This window comes from Dubosiella muris, assembly GCF_004793885.1.
GTDB lineage: Bacteria > Bacillota_I > Bacilli_A > Erysipelotrichales > Erysipelotrichaceae > Dubosiella > Dubosiella muris.
This window is the reverse complement of sequence record NZ_SRYG01000001.1, coordinates 129368-150895: the sequence shown is the minus strand read 5'-3', so window position 1 is coordinate 150895 and position 21528 is coordinate 129368. Positions and strand designations below refer to the sequence as shown.

Genomic DNA, 21528 nt, shown 5'->3' with positions numbered 1-21528 from the left:
GAAAGGGGAAACCAGACCATGAACAACAAACGACAACAAAAACGCGTATGGCATCGTTTCGTATCCATTTTGAGCTGCGTCGTCGTCTTCTGCACGACATACGCCCTCATCCTGCCCGCCGTCACGATGGAACGTGACGACATCGTGTACTATTGCGGCAAGGAAGAGCACGAGCACATCGACGAATGCTACGAAAGCCAGGACGAGCCCCAGTGCGGTCTGGAAGAAACTGAAGCCGTCGAAGGCCACACGCACACGGACGACTGCTACGAAGTCGAAACTGTTTTGACATGCGACCAGGACCACGAGCACACCGACGAGTGCTATGAGGAACAAAAGAAACTCGTCTGCCAGAAAGAGGAAAAAGAAGCGGTGGAAGGCCATACCCACAGCGAGAAATGCTTCTGGACGACCGAGCTCGTTTGCGGCAAAGAAGCCCACACCCACACTAGACAGTGCGAGTCCAACAAGGACGACAAGGAGACGAAAGAGGAGTGGGAACATTCCATTCCGGCCAAACTGGAAGAAAAAACGGCCGACCGCGTCGCGCAAATCGCCAAGTCTCAAAAAGACTACAAGGAAGTCAAAGACAACTTTGAAATCGACGAGGATGGCGCGGAACACTACTACACCCGCTACGGTGACTGGTATGGCAAACCATACGAGGACTGGAACGTCATGTTCACGTCGTTCGTTCTCAAATACGCCGGCATCAAAAACGAGCAAATTCCGTACGGCCACGACTGGAACGAGTGGATCAAGGATTTGACCGAAAAGAAACTGTTCGCTTCGGAAGACTACGAGCCAAAAAACGGCGATCTCATCTTTATCAAAGACCAGAAAGATGAAAACATTCCCGACAAGGAAATCAAAAATTATGTCGGCATTATCACCGACCTCGAATACAAGAAAGTCATCGTCGGCGATCTGAACGGGCAGGTGAAGGAAATCACCCTCGATGAAAAAGACTACGAAACGAACGCGTATGTCGAAATCAAAAACGAAATCGGGGAACAGCAACCGCCTGTCGAGGACGACGAAACAAACAATGAGGAAGAGGAACAAAAACCAGTCGACGAAGAGGAAGAACAACCAAAAGACGACGAAAACAAGGAAGAGAAAGAAGATAAGCCGGTCATCGACTACCAGCTTCCGGAACAGTTCGACATTGAAACCGAGGATTTCACCCTCGTGCTGAAACCACGCGTCTTTGACGATGAAAAGGAAGAGGAACAGCCAAAAGAGGAAGAAAAAACGAGCGAACCAGTCGAAGAAGACGAGGAACAAGGCTTGCACATCAAACAGTATTCGCTATTGGAACAGGAAAACGTGCAGGACAAAATCGACGAGGAAAACGAGTTGACCAAAGAAGAGCTCGATCAAATCGCGCAGGACAACGAAAAACAACAGGAAGAACAAAGGGAGAAACCGGTTCCGACCGTAAAACTCGAGAAGATCGAGGAACAAACGACCGAAGAGGATCAGGAAGAGATCGAACAGCTCAAAGAGCAGGTGGACGAGGAAAACCTGCTGGATCTCTCTTTCTATAAACTGCGTTTCTTCGTGGACGATCAGGAAATCGACCTGGGCGACCAGAAGTTCGACGCGGAGCTGACGCCGACGAAAAAGTTTGTGGACAACTGCGATGTCGATCAGGAGTTCCCGGACGCCGCCCCGGAAGCGGAAGTTGGCTACTATTTGCAAGTCGTACAACCAGGCACGGAAGTCCCGGCCAATCTGGTGGAGGGAACAAACACAACAAAAGAAGAAACAAACCCGGAGGAAGAAGTACAACAACCGGAACAGGCAACGATCCAGACCATGTCAATGCCGATGGCGACAGTGCAGACCAACGACTCGTTGTTGATCAATGACGCGTACGATGGGGAGTCGATTATTACGGTTTTGAATGCGGATGAACCATTGGGAACGATTGTCAATAAAACGCCAAACCCAGAGTTTAAGGTGCAGATTTATGGAAGATTATATAAAAACAAAGAGGCTGATGAGACAGATTATGCGCAACCAGTATTGGATAGGCAAAAGAACACTTTTCAAGTAATTGATATGTCGGATGGGATTCCAAGTGCATTTTCTGGAAAAAACATAAAATTTAATGATTATAAAAAAGGGAAAGATGGTGAATATTTAAATAAATTCATTCAGTATTTAAGTCCGGAACCAGAGATTTTATATTCATCTACTGAATATCATTATCATCAAGCACCAAGTTTGAAATATTTTAATAAGTTAGATGGTATCTCCAGCTATACACCTGAAAAAATCTGGATATTGAAAGATGGAAAGAATGCGGAAAGTGTAGATAAAAATGATTGGTATGAATTTACTAATTGGAATGATGTGCATTTTACAAATTATAGTAATCATGATGATTTGTATGATGAAAATTCAAATCCGCAAGGTAAGTATGTGCTGATTACTGATAATACAGTGATTCGATTGATTTTTACAGAAGTAAAGACTGATACTAGTTCACCTACTACTTTTTGGGATTATGATTTCTTTGATAAAGACGGGAATATAAAACTTGGAAATAAAAATATAGGGATTAATAATCAAGGCAATTATTCTAACACGTCCAACTCAACCTTAATTTTTGGAAACAAACATATTAGTGAACCGTTAGGACATGCTAATGATTTAAATAAGAATGGAAAAAACATCAATCAATCAGCGGGAGACTATAGCGAAAAAATTTATAAGACCTATAAAAAAACTGATGGAACAGAAATTACTCAAGAGATAGATAGAGTAGTAAAGTCTCATCCTGTTTTTGGGATAGTAGGGAATAAACAAGATGAAATAGAAAGTATTAACCCCGAAACTGGAGAGAAAACAGTAACGCGTAAAATACATTATAACGTAAATGCTCCTAATTTATTTTTTGATGGAGATGCAGAAGGTAAAACTGACCCTTTGAAAGGTAGTTTAAAGTTCCATCGTACAGGAGATACTTATCGGTTATATGGAGTTACGGGACCAAATCAATATACTAAAGATACTTTAGACACATTTAATTCAACCGAATCGTGGGATCATAAAGTGTATTTTCAATATAATAGTTTCTGGCCTTTAGATAAATATGACATCAGTAAAAATCATGGAGGGCCTACTACAAAAAAAATGTATACAGCAGATGCTGATGGAAAGAATCGAAATAATGTTTCACTTTACGATACTGATGATGGCCAAGACCACAATATGGTTTTTGGAATGAGGTATGATGTTAATTTTAATTTAGATGAAAATTATAAAGGTCCTTTAGAATATTTCTTTTTTGGCGATGATGATATGTGGGTTTTTCTTGATGGTTATTTACTTTGCGATTTAGGTGGTGTTCACCAGACTCTTGGAGCAGAATTAGATATTCGAAAAGCCTATTCAGTGGCAGCAGGAAAAGAACTTCCAACAGGAAAACATACTTTGACTGTCTATTATTTAGAAAGAGGGCAGTCAGGATCGACTTGTTATATTGAGTATACGCTGCCGGAAGTATCATTTGATATTCCAGAAAATAAAACCGGAGAATTAACAATAGAAAAACAGTCAAATGATCCAGATCCAGAAAAAGAATACACTTTTGAAGTAGAACTTTCTGATAAAGAAGGAAATGGTTTAAATGACGATTATGCTTTAACTGTCTATGAGAAAGATGATCAAGGACAAGTTACTGTCGATTTAGAAAGATCAAATGTCACGTACCATAGTAAAGGTGAAATTAAATTAAAAAATGGCCAATATGCCGTGGTGAAGTATTTGCCGTTAGGAACTAGATTTACTATTCGTGAATTACTTAGTGAAGCAGATAAATCTAGCACATTAGTCTCTTCGTGTAACTATACAGGATGTAATTTCCCAATTGGTGATAATCCTCCTAATGGTATATATACGGTAAGCGGAGAGATTCCAGAAAGTGGCAGCAATTATGCAAAATTTGTATATGTGTACAACAACAAAACCTACCAACTTCCAGAAACAGGAAGTCCAGGTATAGATCCACCACTTATAGCAGGAGGTGCCAGCGTAATGACAACGTCGTTCTACGCGTTGGCACTACAAAGAAAGGGAAGGTGGAAAAAAAGAAAAAAATAAGGGGACGGATTCAAAACTTACAGATTGAGTGTAGGGGAGAGAAGGAGTGATAGTTTAAACAATATGTTGTTATTGCGTTTTACCATAATATAAAGTTTCTTAAAAAGAAAATAGAAAGGAAAATTATTTATGAAAACTTTGAAAAAGATGAGTGCGCTATTGGTCGCATTGGTTATGACGATGTTTACCGTGGTGCCAGCGTTTGCGGAAGAAATAACTTCAGCTCCAAAAGATCCAACGTCAAAGATATTCGCGGATATTAAGGATCACGAGTTAGTGGCTTACCAGATTTTTAAAGGTGATGCGATTCGCGAAGACGTTACTACCGGTGAAGGAGAAACTGCAAAAACTGAGAATACAGGCGTTTTAAGTAATATCGAATGGGGTAATGGAATCAATTCAAGCGCTTTTATAACTGATTTGAACACAGCGTTTCCAGCATGGGGATTAACCGCAAGTTCTACGGCAGCAGATGTGGCGAATAAGTTCAATGGTTTGTCTGTGGAAGATGCGAATAAAGTAGCTCAAATTGCTTTTGACAATAAAACTGGGACTCCAATTTCGCTTACTAATCCAGGGAAGACGACTGTCCGCCAAGGGTACTATTTAATAGTCGATACAACAAAGAAAGTTGAAAGTGGAGATTCTTTAAACCCTGCAATTCTAGCGGTAAATGGCAATGTTACAGTGAAAGAGAAAAAAGATAAGGTGACTGTGGATAAAACAGTTAAAAACGAAACGGATACTGATTTTGCTGAAGCCACAGATTCTAGCATTGGTAAGAAAGTCACATTTAAACTTCATACTAAAGTGATTGATGAAGTCGCTTTAGCGAACTATGAATCCTATTTCTTGCAATTCTCCGATACTGCATCTAATGCACTGGATCCAGTTGTTGATGCGGATAAGAAAGTAGTGTTTAAGGCTTATTTGTCAGAGGATGATACTTTAGTTACAGAAGGTGAAAACGCCGATGAGGACATCACAAATTGGTTCACCGCCTCGATTGTAACAGGAACTGGAACCGCAGATAGAACATTTACTTTTACAGATGAAAATATTAAAAATAGCAAAGCCGAGGATCCGAATTACGCGGCTGGAAAACATATTTTTATCACATACGAAGCAACTTTAAATAATAACGCGGTTATTGGAAGTACAGGAAATCCAAATAAGGTTGTTGTGAACTACTCAAATAATCCAAATTGGGATGGTGAAGGAACGCCTCCGACAGGAACAACGCCTGAAGATAAAGCCATTGTATTCTCTTTTGAATTAGATGGAACAAAAGTCGCAAAAGAAGATTCTTCAACTACGTTAACTGGTGCGGAATTTGTTGTTTATCGAATGAATAATAATAATCAAAAAGAGTACGCAGTAATGGATACGAACAAAAAAATAACTGATTGGGAAGTCTTAACAGATGAAGATTTAAATGGAAAAATTGCTGATGAAGCAACAGATAGAAATAAATATTTGTTGATCTCTGATGAGAAGGGAGCATTTGGTATTCAAGGTCTTGGAGATGGCACTTATTTCTTACAAGAAACGAAAGCTCCAGCTGGATATAACTTAATTACATCGCCTATTGAATTTGAAATTACATCGACTCAAGAAAATAAAGAATTAAAGAGTGTTTCAATTAAAATTGGCGAAAAAACTGTCAATGGTACTGTATCAACTGGAACCGTAAATACGACGGTAGAAAATACGAAAGGTACAACCCTCCCTGAAACCGGTGGTATGGGTACGACAATGCTCTATGTGGCAGGTGGTATTCTGCTCGTTGGATCGGCAGTTCTGCTTGTGACAAAGAAAAGAATGGGACATGAAGGATAATCGTTGATTTCTTCCTTCTGTACGCAATATGTGAATTGAAAATTCAATATTGAATTGCCATTGTGAGGAGAGGATTTCCTCTCCTCTCGCAATGGCGAGGAGAGCCTTACATGAAAAATTACTTAAAAAAGAATTGGTCGACAGTTCTGCTTATTGTGGCTTTCACGGTAGGGTTGTCCTTGCTGTTGTATCCGACGGTGGCGAACTGGTGGAACAATATGTACGCGGCCCGCGCCGTGGCGACGTATGACGAGGCGGTCGCGAAGATGAACGAGCTCGATTTGGAGCTGATGTTCGCGGACGCGCAAAAATACAACGAGGATTTGCTCAAGGAAGGCAACCGGTACTTTCCGACCGCTACGATGCATGAGCGCTACGAAAGCACTCTCAACGTCAATCAGGACGGACTGATGGGCACGGTCGTGATTCCTTCCGTCAGCATCAACCTGCCGATCTTCCATGGAACCGACGAGGATTTGCTGCAAAAGAACATCGGCCACATCGAAGGGTCGTCCCTCCCAGTCGGAGGGCCCAGTACGCACTGCGTTATTTCCGGCCACCGCGGACTGCCATCCGCCAAGCTGTTTACCGACATCGTCAAGCTCAAAGAGGGCGACGTGTTTATGCTGCGGGTGCTCGGAAAAACGCTCACCTACGAGGTCGATCAAATCCGCACGGTTTTACCCGCCGAAGTGAACGACCTCGAAATCGTTCCCGGCGAGGATCTCGTGACGCTTGTCACATGCACGCCATATGGTATCAACTCGCACCGCATGCTCATCCGCGGGCATCGCATCGCGAATTTGCCGGACGACATGACGACGCAGGACGCGTCCTTGTTCGACCGCAATCTGGTCGCCATTGGCATCGCGGTCGTCGTGCTCATTGGCCTGATGGCTTGGATCTTCTTGAAAGACCGGTTTGTGAAATAGAAAGTTGGAAAGGGTGTCGAAATGAAAAAGAAAAAACGAAATATAAGTTTGCTGGCAGGCCTTTTAGGCCTAAGCCTCCTGCTCCACGGAACGATACAAGCGTGGGAAGCCGACCAGCCATGCGCGGTCACGTTTGAAAACGGCACGCTTCCCGATCTGGTCAACGCGAATGTCGTCATCGACGTGTACGAAGTAGGAAACGTCGTGCCCGATCCTTCGTACGACACGTACTCGTTCGAAGTCGATCCGGCTTTCTCGGCCCTCGACCTGTCCACACTCGACGACGAGACATACACTCGCGCCGCCTCCAACGCGATGAACATCGTTTTGGAAAACGAAGCGATCGAGCCGGTCGCCGGCATTGGCATGGACGAAAAGCTCGACTTGACAAACGGCTTGTATTTGGCCGTGCCGCACGGGAACGACTTGACCGACTACACGAAACAAAACATGCGTGGCGAAACGTACACGATCGCCCAGTCGCCAACGAAAGAATACCACTTCTCGCCCATCTTGTTCTCCCTGCCAACGAAAGAGAACATCAACGGGGAAATCTCGACCGGCAACGGCGAATGGATTTACGATTCCACGATCACTCTCAAAGTGGAGGAGGAGCCGCGCAAAGGCTCGCTCGAAATCGTCAAGACACTCGACCGTTTTGACGACAACGGCCCCGCCACGTTCGTGTTCTCCATCGAGGCGTACGAGGACGAATCGCGCGAAACGCTCGTGTACTCCAACGTCGAGTCGATCGTCATGAACGGCGCCGGACAGGAACGGGTCGTTTTGGAAAACTGTATCCCGATTGGCGCCACCGTCGTCGTACGGGAAGTGTACTCGGGCGCCTCGTACCAAATCGTCGGCACCGACACGCGAACGGTCACGATCGCCCCGCTCGACCAGCCTGCGGCCAGCGTCGCGTTCGAAAACGATTCCAACGATACCGACCATCACGGCAGTTCGGTCAACAACCGCTACACGTACGACGAGCGGCAAAGCCCGAACGAGCCGCAACAAGACTTTGGAGGGCGATAACGGATGAAAAAAACAAAAACCATCGGCCTGACGGCGTTGCTCGCACTCGTGCTTACGGCATCGGTGCCCGCCGCCATCGCCTACTTTACAACATACGCTTCCGCTTCGGGCACGGTGGAAATCACCTTGCAAGCCGAGACGGAAATCGTCGAAGAGCTGCCCGACTCGCGCAGCAAACGCGTGCAAGTGCAGCTGTCCATGGACTCCCGGCCCGTCTACGTGCGCGTACGCGTCTTTAGTGGCAGCCAGTACGCCATTGACGCAAGACCGGGCTCCAACCACTGGAACCAGGTCGGGGAGTATTGGGAATACGCTATCCCTCTTTATCCGGAAGAAGGGCAAAACATGACCGATCCAATCGTGTTTGGCATCGAGGACGCGCCATCCGATGTCGTTCAGGACTTCAACGTCATCGTCGTGTCTGAATCGGTACCGGTCGAATTTGACGAGGAAGGCCAACCGCTGCCAGCCGACTGGAATAAAACCATTGAAATCGAGCGAGGTGAAGGATGATGAAGAAAATCACGGCATTTCTTTCCAAACCCATCGTGATCGGCTTGCTTTTCGTGATGGCCGTCGGCCTGTTGCTGGGCACGGGCGTGTCGGGCACGCGAGCCGCCCTCACGTACTACTCGCCCACGTACCAGTCGCGTTTGCAGTTGTCGCGCATCGGCGTGTCCCTGCTCGAAAACGGGGAAGTCGTTTCGTATCGCGACTACGACGCCAACGGAAAATGGGATCAAACCAACAACAACGACCAAAACGACGGCAAGCTGCTCGAAAGCCTGTTGGAGGAAAACGAAACTTTCGTCATTGGAAAACGCTATCCGGAAGTGCTGACGGTGCGCAACTCGGGCGACATCAACGAGTTTGTCCGCGTCGTCGTCACCCGCTACTGGATGGATGAAAACGGGAAAAAGATCACGACCGTTTCGCCGGCGCTCATCGACTTGCGCATTATCAACGAGGACGTGTGGCTGCACGATACGGAAGCGTCGAGCGCGGAGCGCGAAGTGTACTACTACCGCGACTTGCTCAGGACGGACGCAAACAACCGCGACACGAAGCCGTTGACCGACTCGTTCAAGGTGGATGCCAAACTCCAGGCGCACAAGAGCGTGAAAGAGGAAGTTGTGGATGGCAAAAAGAAAACGACGATTACGTACACGTACGATAAACTGCGCTTTTGTATCGAGGCCAACGTGGACGCGGTGCAGGAACACAACGCGCAGGACGCGATCCACAGCTCGTGGGGAAAACGCGTGCAAGTGCAAGGCGATCAGCTGTCGCTTGGCGCGTAGGAAAGGGGGAGGAAAACGATGAAAAAAAGCAGATGGATCCTTTCTCTTTTGATGGCGGGTTCGTTGTGGATCGAGCCGGTCTTTGCCGAAACGATGCAGGGCAAGGATAACTGGGCCGTCTCGTTTACGAAAGACGAAAAGATGGCGAGCAATTTCTCGACGGCGTCGATCGACGACGTGCTGTACGAAATGCAGCCTGGCGACAACGCGGTCATCCACGTCGCCATTCGCAATGAAAACAAGGAAACGACCGACTGGTATATGAGCAACGACGTGCTGCGCTCTCTGGAAGACACGGTGGACGTGGCTTCGGGCGGCGCGTACACGTACCGGCTGACGTACACAGGTGCCAACGGACGCGAGCAGGTGCTGTTCGACTCGCAAAGCGTCGGCGGCGAAGGCGAAAACAAGGCGGGCGTCGGCTTGAACGCGGCCACGGACGCGCTCGACGAGTATTTCTTTTTGGACACGCTTAAACAAAACCAGCGGGGCACGGTGGATCTGGAAGTGGCGCTTGATGGCGAGACGCAAGGCAACAACTACCAGTCGACGCTGGCCGATTTGGAAATGCGCTTCGCGGTGGAACTCAACGACGCGCGGCCAAGCTCTTCGACCGGGCGCACGACGCGTTCGGTGGACACGTCGGCGTACGCGGCCAAAGTGCCGTGGCTCGTGTTGAGTGGCGCGAGCGGCGTGATCCTGCTTTGTCTGGCGCTGTTTGGCTGGAAGAAGAACAGGGAGGCGAAATAGCATGCGAGGATTGAAAGCGATTTGGATGTTTGGCCTGATTTTTCTGCTGGGTCTTCCGGTACACGCGCAGGAGGAATACACGTACACGATCCGCATTTACTCGGGCATGCAGGGCAGCGCCCTCAATGGCGACGAATTGATCGTGGAAAAGACGGTACGGGCCGGCGAGCCGGTTTCGGACTATTTTGATATGAACAACGTGCGTCTGGACAACGAGAAATACTATGTGAAGGGCTTTAAGGAGAGTGGCAAGGACAACGCGACGTCCGTGCAGCCGCTTCCTGCGATCGCCGACCGGGACATGGACTATGTCGTCGTGTATGGCGTGAAGGGCAACGGCACGACGTATCGCGTCAACTATATGGACCAGGAGGGCAACACGCTGGTCGACAGCGTGGAGTATTTTGGCAACGTGGGCGATCGTCCGGTCGTGGCGTTCCGCTATATCGAGGGCTACCAGCCGCAGGCGTACAATTTGGTGCGCACGCTGTCGAGTAACGCGGCCGACAACGAGTTCACGTTCGTGTACACGCCTGTCGTGACGACGCAGACCACAACGCCGTCAACGAACGAGGAAGAGCCGGCGCAGACGACACCGCAAGCGACGCCGCCACAAACGACGACACCACAAACCACACCGGAGGAGGAAACCCAAACGCAAACATTGCCGGCTAACGAGCAAACGACGACTCCAGGCGGCGACGAAGGACAGCAGGAGCAGACTACGCCGACACCGCCGCAGGAAATCATCGACTTGGATGATCCGGATGTGCCATTGGCCGGACCGGAAAACAGCGACAACGGACAGCAAACGAAAAAATCGACCGTTTCCTGGCCGTGGATCGTGGGTCTTGGCGCGCTGGCGCTCGTGCTCATTGGAGGCCTTGTGTATTTCCTGATTCAAAAGAAAAAGAAAGAAGAAGAGGAACGAAACAAGCCGGATGACGACAACGACAACCGCAATTTGCCGGTGGTTCCAAAAGCCTAGCGCGTCTAGGCTTTTTTCATTGTGTATGAAGAAATGGCGCGGTATAATGGGTATGTAAAAACAGCCATGAACTCATTCAATGAATGGTTCGGATTTTAATTGGGAATAAAAACAGCCAACTAGTCGTCCAAACAAAACTATTTATGTGGCTGTTTTTATTTTGTCCAAAAGAACACAAAACCGAGCCGGATGTTGCGTTTTGAAAAAGGGCGCCGTATAATGAAGATGTAAAAAGAACCAGTGCTTCATTCAATGAATGGTTCGGATTTATCGAGGCAATAAAAACAGCCGCTTAGTCTTCCAAACTATTGCCGTGGCTGTTTTTATTATGCTCCTTCATCAATGCCACGAGTAGATTGACTACGATGGCAAGAATCATTAGAAAAATTGAAATTATTTCAAAATCAGTCATAATAAACCTCCGATTCCAGCGCAAAATGAATTTGCGCATCTATGTGAACGGAGTTACGGTTCTCCGGCTCAGCCGACCGAACCAGCCACGAAAGAAACACGAGTTCGGTTTTATTTTATCACAACTTTATTCAAATTCCTTTCTCTATTTTCCAATTTTCTCTGATTCCATTCCCTATCTTTTAAATGTATTATAAAAAACATGACATAATAAATAATTTTGACAATAGAACATATTTTCTTGTATGATAAGGTTACGGAATTCGATAAATTGATTGCTTTGGAAAGAGAGATCCAAAGAAAATAAAAATCGTTGTCGTCATGATTTGTGACAATGTTTCGTCTTTTAAATTGGGTTTTGATTTCACCGAAAAAGAAAGTATGGGAAGATAGGGAGAATCAAAAAGCAATCACGGTGGTATTACGCCTCTTTTCATACCGAAAAGGGCGTTTTTTGTTTTTTAGGAAGTTTTAAGAAGAGAGGAAAGAAAAATGAATTGGGAAAAATTTTTAACGCACAAAAAACTATTCAAAAAACTCGTAAGTCTTAGTCTTTGCGCGGGCATGGTGGGCAGCCAGTTGTTGTCGGGGATGCCGGTACAGGCAGAGGAACCCACAGCGCGGGAAACGTACAATTTGCCAACCGATAAGACCATCAACCCAGATATTACCATCCAGCATTACTACAACTTCCCGGCGATGGTGCTTGGGAATATGGAGGATGAGTATAATAAAGAAAAAATAAATTATACGAATGAAGAATATCTAGGTACTGGTACTGGGACGGATGCCTATAATAAACAAGTGAACGAAACGGATTTAAAGAATTATTTGTCGGGTAAAGGTAGCTACCAGAATCAGAAGCCGCTTGTTGTATGGAATACGAATTTAAGAAAAGGACAACTACCAAGCAATGTTGATCCTAATTTTTCCTATGGGACAAAAAGAAACTTAGATCCAAAATCAAGAATTGTTTTTTCAGATCCAGTTCAGGGAATCGTAAAAACAGAAAGCATTTTATATAAAATGTTTGCCGATGAAACGGTGCCATTTTTATTGAAGCCACAAATGCGTTATATGAACAAATTGTATAATAGTGCGAATGAAAATGGCTATAATTCAAATTATACACTTTCCGAAGTATGGTTGAAGTCGGGTAAAAATAACAAAGATAGTATTAAGAGAGAAGATTTTACGATTATTAAAGCGCCAAGATTGAGCGCAGATCCGAGTCGTCATGATCCTTCTAAATTTATTTTTACAAATAATGAGGAGAATGCGAATTTGAAAGGTGTTACTCCTGATAATCATGAAATAAGGTATAAAGTAGAGACCGATAGTTCGAACAATCCAACTCAAGCAACGGTTTTGGTGACAAATGATATGGTAATTCGGCTTGTGTTTGAACCAACAGAAGGCGAACAAGCTGTTAATGATGTTGATTTTTTTGATTATGATATTACTAATGGAAAGGTTTATGCAGATAAAGGGGGAGCAGAAACTTTAGCCGAGGATAAAGTACTTTCAAGAGAGGAAGCGGAGGAGAGAATTGCGAAAGGTGAGAAAGTATGGGTCAATACGAAATCTCAAGGAATTAACTCCTATGTTAAGAATGAGGATGGTACAAATAAAGAAAGCTTTTTAGCCTTTGGAAATGGGGAGACAAGCGGACATACTGGTTTAGGGGATTCAATGACATGGAACGAAAATACACTGAATAAGTCGAATGATCGTAATCGGTTTGCTCCCAATACTTCTTATGGAACTTATGATGGATCAAATTTGCAAGGAGCGACATTTGGATTGGCGACTGGCATGAATGAAAATGGAACCCTTCAATGGGCTCCGGGAGTGAATGCGCCCGCTTTATTTTCAACAGATCCAAGAGTTAACTCAACAGGAAGAACAGTGTATGCCCATGATGGGGAACAAGATGAAAAGTTTCAACTTCAATTTGAAAGATTAGGTGGAACTTATACTTTAGAGTCGGTTACAGTAAAAAGCAAAGATACTACCACTTCGATAAATCATGATTTAACTAAATTACCGGTTAGGGTTGCTGGTATTCGTTCCAATGAATTTTGGCCAATGGATTTAGTCTCTTCATGGGGCAAGGAAGGATACGATGTAAAATTTGGATCGAATGCAAGAAGACAGTACATTCTTGCGGGAGATCCAGCTATAACAAATGAAAATAACCTTTTACTTCCAGCAAGCGATGGAGGGGAAGATCACAATGTTTATTTCGGTATGACAACAACGATCCCGTTTGTTCTGCAAGAAGGGTATTGCGCGCCACTCCGTTATTTCTTTTATGGAGATGACGACATGTTTGTCTTTTTGAATAAAGTCGAAGGAGAAGGGGAAAATAAAAAAATTGTAAAATCCACGAAGATCGCCGACTTAGGTGGCGTCCATACTTCCATGGGAACCTTTGTCAATTTGTGGGATTTTATTGATGGTGAAAACAAAACTTTTGTAGAACAGCGAAAAGATGTAAACGGAGAAGATGAAACCGTTTATGCCTATACAATCCCAGAAAATCAGAAGAATGCAGGGAAAGCTTCTGAAGAGCAGGAAATCCAGACTCTGGCGGAGTCGGACACAACACAAAAAGTCAATGCCGACCATTATGAACTGGCCGTATATTACTTGGAGCGTGGCGCTTCGGGATCGTCTTGCTACATGCGTTTTTCCGTGCCTTTCCAGGAATTGGATATGGAAGAAACCGCGATGAATGGACAGATCATGGTGGAAAAAGAAGTGAAACGTTCGGAAGTGGCGGAAGCTACGACACCTTCGGATGATCAATATGAATTTCAGCTTTATTTGCAAGATCCAAATGGGAACGAGTTAAATAATAAATATGCGATTGAATTTTATAATGTAACAAAGAAATCGGATGGAACGACAGAAGATATAAAAATAGAAAATGATTCAAGTCTTCCAAAATACATTTCTTCAGGAGATACATTTAAACTTAAAGATTCACAAAAAGCGTTGATTACAGGACTTCCGCGAACTGGACCGAATGAAGTGGGAACAACAAATGGAGGATATAAATATTTTGTTAAAGAGACAAAAAGAATTTTAAAAGATGGAACACAAATTGATCTAGAAAATGCGGCGGATATTTCCACTACTTTTGTTAGTGGAACCATTGAAGAAGGTTTAAAACAAAATGAGTATCAAGAAGGAAAGCGGTTTGAGAATTTAATCAAAGGGGAAAACTACGTTAAATTTATCAACGCGGAAGACCCGGGTATTTTAGTTCTTACAAAGGAACTGGTAACTGGTTCTGTTCCGACGGAGGAGGCATTCCGATTCCACGTCACACTGACGCCGCCGGCAGGAAAAGAACAGATGAAGAATGTTCCATACATTTTAAAAAAGGGATCGAAATCGAATGACCCCGCTTCACCGAGAAAGCAGGAGCTGGGTGAAAAAGCAATCGGAAAAGATGGAACATTTACATTTGACATCCAAAAAGACGATGAATTGATTTTGTACAACATTCCGGCGGGAACAAAATATGAAGTAACGGAAGACACGTTAATTACGGAGAATGGAGATTACCGGTTCGATGTGGATAGTGTAAACGGAGATCCGACGAAGAAAGAATCCTCCGGAACGATTGCAGCTACGGGTGCAGCGAACAAAAAAATCGAAATCAGTTTTGTGAATAATGCAAAAGAGGTTGCGTTAGTCAAGATTCCGGTCACAAAAACGATGACAGGAAGAGATTTTAACGGAAACGAACAATATCAGTTTACGATTGAAAGCGTAGATCCAAACGCACCAATGCCGGAAAATTCTACGATTACGCTTCAAAATGTGAGCGAGAGCGGCACAGCAACACCAATCGCGTCCGATACGTTGAGGGGTGAGTTCGGGCCAATCGAATTTAATCAGAGCCATGTCGGTACACGTTATCAGTATACGGTTACCGAAAAGACCGGGAATGTAGAACATGTCGAGTATTCGAAGGCGGCGTACACGGTAAATGTAACAGTAAGTCAAGACGTAACGACTGGAAAGTTGAAAGCGGAATCGACAATAACTGACGCAGCAGACAATGCAGTCGATAATCCTCGATTTATTAACGATTACATTCAGCCGATTAATGTGGAAATACCGATTCAAAAAAATCTGGAAGGAAGAGATCCGCAAACTGGCGACGAGTTCTTCTTTAAAATCGAAGATGCGGACAATAATAATCCAAGACCAGTAAAAGATCTCGTTGACAAGGACATTGTCTCGATTCAATCGACAACCGGACAGGATGCCGGAAGTTTTGAATTTAAGCATTTAGATCGTACGATGACCGGTCAATACAAGTTTAAAATCAGCGAGGTAGCTGGTTCGGTTAAACAGCTTGCCTACGACACCAATGTATGGCTTGTGAATATGGATGTTGAGTTGATAGATAATAAAGATGGTGGAAAAGCGCTTAATGCCCATGTATATACAACAGATGAAAACGCAAATTCGGTTGATCTATCGGAAGATAAACCACTCTCTTTCACTAATACATATCAGGCGACGGGTCAGCTTTTAATTCCAGTCACCAAGACATTGAAAGGAAGACAATTTGTAAACGGCGACCGCTTCCTCTTTGAAATCACGGGTGAGAACGGCGCGCCAATGCCAGCACAAACGATTCTTTCCATGATGCCAACAGCAGGTGAACAAGTGACCGCCGAATTTGCGCCAATTCTATACACCGAGGCGAATGTCGGTCAGAAGTATGTATATCAAGTGCAGGAAATTTCGACAGGCCTTTCGGGAATGAAATACGACACGACCGCCTATACAGTTAATGTGGAGGTATCAAAAGCTGATAAAGAGATTGTTGCGACGGCGACTTACACGATTGGCAGCACTTCGAAAGATAAAATTGAATTTACGAACGACTATGAACCGGAAGCTACTCTGGCCATTCCGGTTACCAAGGTATTGACTGGACGAGCGATGACGCCAGAGGACAAGTTTGTGTTTAATCTGGAAGCCATCACCCAGGACGCGCCAATGCCGGAGCATCAGCAAGTGACGATTCAAGGCAATGGACAAGACAGCACAGCAAATACACAGTTTGATCCAATCGTTTTTGAAAGCAAACATGCAGGAAAATCGTACGAGTATCAGGTGACAGAACATCGCGGCTCGATCAACAACATTGAATATTCGGGCGATGTGTATACGGTCAATGTAAAAGTGGAAAAAGACGAAAAGGGTCAATTAACAGTGAAACCGACATATTTCAAAGGAGATGTCGATCAAGGATCCGTCTTGTTTACAAACAAGTACCAGCCGAGCGGAAGCTGGCGGCCGATGCTGACCAAACAACTGCTGGGCACGCAACTGGAAGCCGATGCATTTGCATTTAATATGACGGTGACAGACAGCGATGGAACCGTGATTTATAACGAGTCTGCGCAAAATAATCAAGATGGAACAATCAACTTCAAACTCGTCACTTTTGCGAAAGCGGGACGCTATACCGCGGTTATCCAGGAAGTAAAACCGCAAAATTCCGGCGATATAGAATATGATCCAAACGAGCTGACGTACACGCTCGATGTTACGGACGATAACGGCAAGCTGGTCGTAAACGAACTGACAAGAAGCGGCCGTGACGCGTTTGTCAACGACGCTGGCTTACGGATCTCGAAACAGCTGATTGCCGGAACAGGACAGACTCTGGAAGACGCGGATAAAAATTACCCATTCCCGTTCGAACTCGATTTGGGCGCGGCTTTCGCAAAACAGACATTGGAAGCGAAACGAATCCAGGCCGACGGTACAAAGAAAGACGAGAGCCTTGGTTTTGACGAGCAAGGCAAAGCGAAATTCAATTTGAAATCAGACGAAACGCTCATTGTCTATGGTTTGGAAGCGGGCACCCCATACGTCGTGACCGAGTTGACGCAAAACAACTGGATCGACAACTACTTGCAAATCGACACGATCGGATCCGCAAGCGGAACGATGTCCAGCGGTGTGGACGCGTCCGTCACGTTTAGAAACTTGAAACCAAGCACGGACAACGCGGTCATCCATGGCTTTAAAACGATGAGTCCGGACGGCGATCCGTTTGAGATGAAAGAAGGAACATTCCAGTTTGAGATTCGTCCGGCTGGTTCATCAAGTCAAACCGCGACCCGGTCGGAGCAACCAAACGATGTTGAAGAAGAACCGCTCGACGAATCGTATGAAGTGCATCGTTCGACGCTGCCGGCATTTGAACCGGAAGAGCCGGAACAACCAGAAGAAGAACCAGAGGAACAACCGGAAACCGAACCGGCCGACAACGAGGAAACGCCGGCGCCAATCGACGCTCAGTTGAAGCGAAAGCTGAAGCTGACAGAACGCGAAGCGGAAATCATGCCAGCTAGCGAAACGCCGCTGCCGGCGAAAACAGTCGTTGGAAACAACGCGTTCGGACGCTTTGAGTTCGGAGAAATCACGTACACCAAACCTGGAACCTATGTTTACGAGATTTTGGAACAAAATACGGGAATTTCGGGAATGACGTACGATCGAATCGTCTTTAAAGCGATTGTGACCGTGGAAGAATGGAACAACAGCACGTTGAAAGTCAAATCTATTCAATACACCGATTCGGATGGCAACGCATTGCCAAACAACACGATGCTGTTTACGAATCAATATGAGGATAAAGAAAACGAACCAAAATTGACGATTCATAAAGAGCAGTCGGTAAACTTTGGCGAGTTTACGGATACTGTGAATGCCATCTCTGTCGACGCCGACGATGTGATTACGTATAAACTCACAGTCACAAATTCCGGAACCGCGATCGCGAAAAACGTTGTGATCACGGACGTGGTACCGGCAGGTTTGATTTTGCTCGAAAACTCGCTCGTGGACGCGACAGTGGACGAGAAGGGTTTGATTACGTGGGAACTGGGCGACCTGGGCGTAGGAGCCAGCCGCTCCGTCACTTTCCAGGTGCGGGTACCAAAAGTGGATATCGCGACGACGTGGACGAATGTTGCGCATGTGCAAGGAGACGACCAGCCGGAAAAACCGTCCAATCCGGTATCGGATCAGTCCGAACCTGGAAAACCAGAAGTGACGATCCATAAATACGAATCCACGCCGACGACGCCAATGTACGATGGCGAAACGCCGCCATTGCGCGTCGAAGCCGGAGAGCTCGTCACCTACGATCTCGTTGTCACCAACGAAGGAAACGAAGCGGCGACCGAGGTTGTCGTGACCGATATCGTACCGAAAGGTCTGGAATTTGTGCAAGCCTTTGATGGCGGACAATACGACGAGAACACAAGGAAGATCACATGGAACGTGGGCACGCTGGCCGCCAACGGCGGAACCGCCATCGTCTCGTTCCAGGTCAAAGTGCCGGTTGTCGACAAAGACACGGCATGGAAAAACACCGCGACCTTGACATACAAAGAAGATCCGGAGCCGACGCCATCCAATACGGTGGAAATCGACACGATCGTGAAAAATCTCGACATTGAAAAATGGCAGTCTGTCAATGGCGACGCGATGCAAAAAGAGATTCTCGCGGTCAACGCCAACGACACCGTGACCTACATGCTTCATGTGACCAATCCAACCGAACACGATGTGGAAAACGTATTCGTACGCGACGTGGTGCCGGAAGGGTTGACGTATGTGAAAAACAGTGCCAGTGAAAATGGCCAGTACGATGCCGCATCCCGAACGATTACCTGGAACGTGGGCACGATGCCGGCCAATGAAAGGAAGGAACTGACGTTCTCTGTCACTGTTCCGACAGTCGACAAGAAAACGACATGGAAAAACATCGCGACGCTCGTTTACGAAGACGAGGATCCGAAACCATCGAATGAAGTGGAAGTCGGTACCGATTTGCCGCAGTTGACGATCGTCAAAGACCAGAAATTCGAAAACGACGCCGAGTATACCTTTGAAAAACTGACCGGAAAAGCGGGCTGGGTGCTGACGTACCGCCTGACGGTGAACAACCCGGGCAACGCGACGGCGAAAGATGTCATCGTGCGCGACACGATCCCGACCGCCGAAAACCAAACGACGCCATTGTTCCTGACTTTCGTGGAAGCGGGCGAAAACGGTCGATACGATCCAAACACCCAGACAATCACATGGAATCTTGGCGACCTGGCCGCCGGCGAATCCAAAACGGTGACGTTCAAAGTCCGTATTCCGGCTGTCACGCAAAACACCTTGTGGACGAATCAGGCAGTGACGAACTATGAAAACAACCCGAACAATCCGGAAGAGGGGGGCCGGGTGGACATTCCATCCGAAGAGGTGGAAGTCGACACGCTCGTGCCAGCTGTCATTTTGGAAAAGGAGCACAAGCTCAACGACGGCGACCGGGTGCAAACGATATTGAACGCCAAAGCGAACGATACGGTGACGTATTATTTGAAAGCGACCAACACAAGTTTGGAAACGGCCCACGACGTCTGGATCAAAGACACGATTCCGGAAACGAATGGCATCCGCCTTGTGATGCAGGCGATGGACAACTCGCTTGTCGAACCGGTTTACGACGAGCAGACAGGAACGATGCTTTGGAAAATCGGCGATTTACAGCCGGGTGAATCCAAGGAAGTGTGGTTCCGCGTGCAAGTGCCATCCGTCAAGGAAAAGACGAAATGGACCAACGTGGCGACGGTCAGCCACGAAGACAATCCGAACAACCCGGAAAATCCAGACGAGCCGCGCGAGGAAATCGAAACGCCGCCAGTCGAAGTGGAAACGAACGTTCCGTCTTTGCGCGTGGTGAAAAGACAGGCGAAAAACGACGGCGCGCTCACGCAAACCTTGCTTCAGGCCAAAGCGGGCGACAAGATCACCTACGCTATCGACGTGACAAACGACGGTGTCGGACCGGCCAGCCAGGTCGTGATCGAAGACATCGTGCCGGAAGGCCTTGAACTCGTAAAAGGCTCGATCAGCGACAACGGCGTGGAGAAAGACGGCCGCATTACGTGGAAGCTGGCCAAGCTGGAAGCGGGACAAACCAGGACGGTGACGTTCCAGGTGCAAGTGCCATCCGTCAAAACGCATACGCGCTGGACGAATGTGGCCAGCACATACAGCGAGGACGATCCGGATCCGAAAACGACGCCGCCAGTCGAAGTGGAAACCTTCGCGCCGCATTTGACGATTGAAAAATCGCAAAAACGCAACGAAGGCAACCGGACAAAAGACGTGCTCGCCGTTGTGGGCAACGACCGCGTCACGTATTTCATCAAAGTGACAAGCGATGGCGAAGCCGACGCGACCGATGTCGTCGTAACCGACGCGATCCCGGAAGGATTGACGCTGTTGGAAGGCAGCGTAAGCGACGAGGGCCTCGTGGAAAACGGCCAAATCACATGGCATCTGGGCACGCTGAAAACCGGCACATCGAGAACGGTTTCGTTCGCGGTCGATGTACCGGAAGCCGAAGGCGTATGGCGCAACATCGCCGAAGTCGTCGAATCGACGCGCCCGGACGAGCCAACCCCGTCCAACGAAGTGGAAATCAAGACGCCAAACGAAGGACCTCGGGTGACGATCGAGAAGCTGCAAGCCAAAAACGATGGCCAGCCAGTCAAGACGCGCCTCAAAGCCAATATGGGCGATACGATCACATACATTTTGCGAATCCAAAACCACGGAACGGAAAGCGCCCGGCAAATCCAAGTCAAAGACGCGATCCCGGACGGACTGCGATTCGTTGAAGGCTCCATCACGAGGGGCGGCACGATTGAAAACAAGACGATCACGTGGAAGATCGACGAGCTGAAACCAGACGAGACGATCGACTTGACGTTCCAAGTCAAAGTGCCAGTCGTAACCCGCAACAGCGCCTGGATCAATGTCGGCGTCCTCGTGGACGAAAACGGTCAAACTCCATCCAACGAAGTCACGGTGACGGTCGAGCCGGGAACGCCGGCCTCTTCCAAAAACGGAAAGCCAACATCGCCAAAAACCGCGACCCAAACGAACCAGTCGTTGTGGATTAGTTTGCTTATGAGCGCGATGCTCGTACTCGCCGGCTTGTGGGTGAAGAGAAAAAAGACGCAATAAAGAAAGAAAAAGGAACGGAAACGGGAAAGACACGCCCGTTCCTTTTTTGATCCGGAAAACGGATATTTTGGAAGCAAAAAAA

9 protein-coding genes and 1 pseudogene are annotated in these 21528 nt (G+C 46.7%); all 10 read left to right on the top strand.

Annotated features, from left to right (window positions below):
* The first annotated feature begins 18 nt into the window (after nt 1–18).
* The 10 genes and pseudogenes from E5336_RS00680 to E5336_RS00640 all read left to right on the top strand — a co-directional run bounded on the left by E5336_RS00680 (nt 19) and on the right by E5336_RS00640 (nt 21446).
* Nucleotides 19–4113, top strand: coding sequence for a DUF7601 domain-containing protein (locus E5336_RS00680; protein WP_135979164.1), 4095 nt, complete (start codon nt 19–21; stop codon nt 4111–4113).
* A 129-nt stretch (nt 4114–4242) separates the two neighbouring features.
* The gene (locus tag E5336_RS00675; RefSeq protein ID WP_135979208.1) at nt 4243–5952 is read left to right on the top strand and encodes a SpaA isopeptide-forming pilin-related protein; all 1710 of its coding nucleotides are present in this window, start codon (nt 4243–4245) and stop codon (nt 5950–5952) included.
* 110 nt (nt 5953–6062) lie between these two features.
* A complete protein-coding gene (locus E5336_RS00670) occupies nt 6063–6884 on the top strand; it encodes a class C sortase (RefSeq protein WP_135979163.1) in 822 nt (273 codons plus the stop codon).
* A gap of 21 nt (nt 6885–6905) precedes the next feature.
* Nucleotides 6906–7919 (top strand): hypothetical protein, encoded by a 1014-nt coding sequence (locus E5336_RS00665; RefSeq protein ID WP_135979162.1) that lies wholly within the window; start codon nt 6906–6908, stop codon nt 7917–7919.
* A 3-nt stretch (nt 7920–7922) separates the two neighbouring features.
* Complete coding sequence (locus E5336_RS00660; RefSeq protein ID WP_135979161.1) at nt 7923–8432, top strand: hypothetical protein; 510 nt, start codon at nt 7923–7925, stop codon at nt 8430–8432.
* Complete coding sequence (locus tag E5336_RS00655; RefSeq protein ID WP_135979160.1) at nt 8429–9220, top strand: hypothetical protein; 792 nt, start codon at nt 8429–8431, stop codon at nt 9218–9220. Before E5336_RS00660 ends, E5336_RS00655 begins: the two co-directional genes overlap by 4 nt.
* A gap of 18 nt (nt 9221–9238) precedes the next feature.
* Nucleotides 9239–9970, top strand: a complete 732-nt coding sequence (locus tag E5336_RS00650; RefSeq protein WP_135979159.1) for a hypothetical protein — start codon at nt 9239–9241, stop codon at nt 9968–9970.
* Between the two features lies 1 nt (nt 9971).
* Nucleotides 9972–10958 carry a MucBP domain-containing protein gene (locus tag E5336_RS00645; protein WP_135979158.1) on the top strand — a complete coding sequence of 329 codons (987 nt, stop codon included), beginning with the start codon at nt 9972–9974 and terminating at the stop codon, nt 10956–10958.
* A gap of 903 nt (nt 10959–11861) precedes the next feature.
* Nucleotides 11862–14435: pseudogene (locus E5336_RS12680) on the top strand (DUF7601 domain-containing protein); the annotation flags it as partial.
* Nucleotides 14436–14732: 297 nt separating this feature from the next.
* Nucleotides 14733–21446, top strand: coding sequence for a Spy0128 family protein (locus E5336_RS00640; protein ID WP_168353488.1), 6714 nt, complete (start codon nt 14733–14735; stop codon nt 21444–21446).
* The last annotated feature ends 82 nt before the right edge of the window (nt 21447–21528 follow it).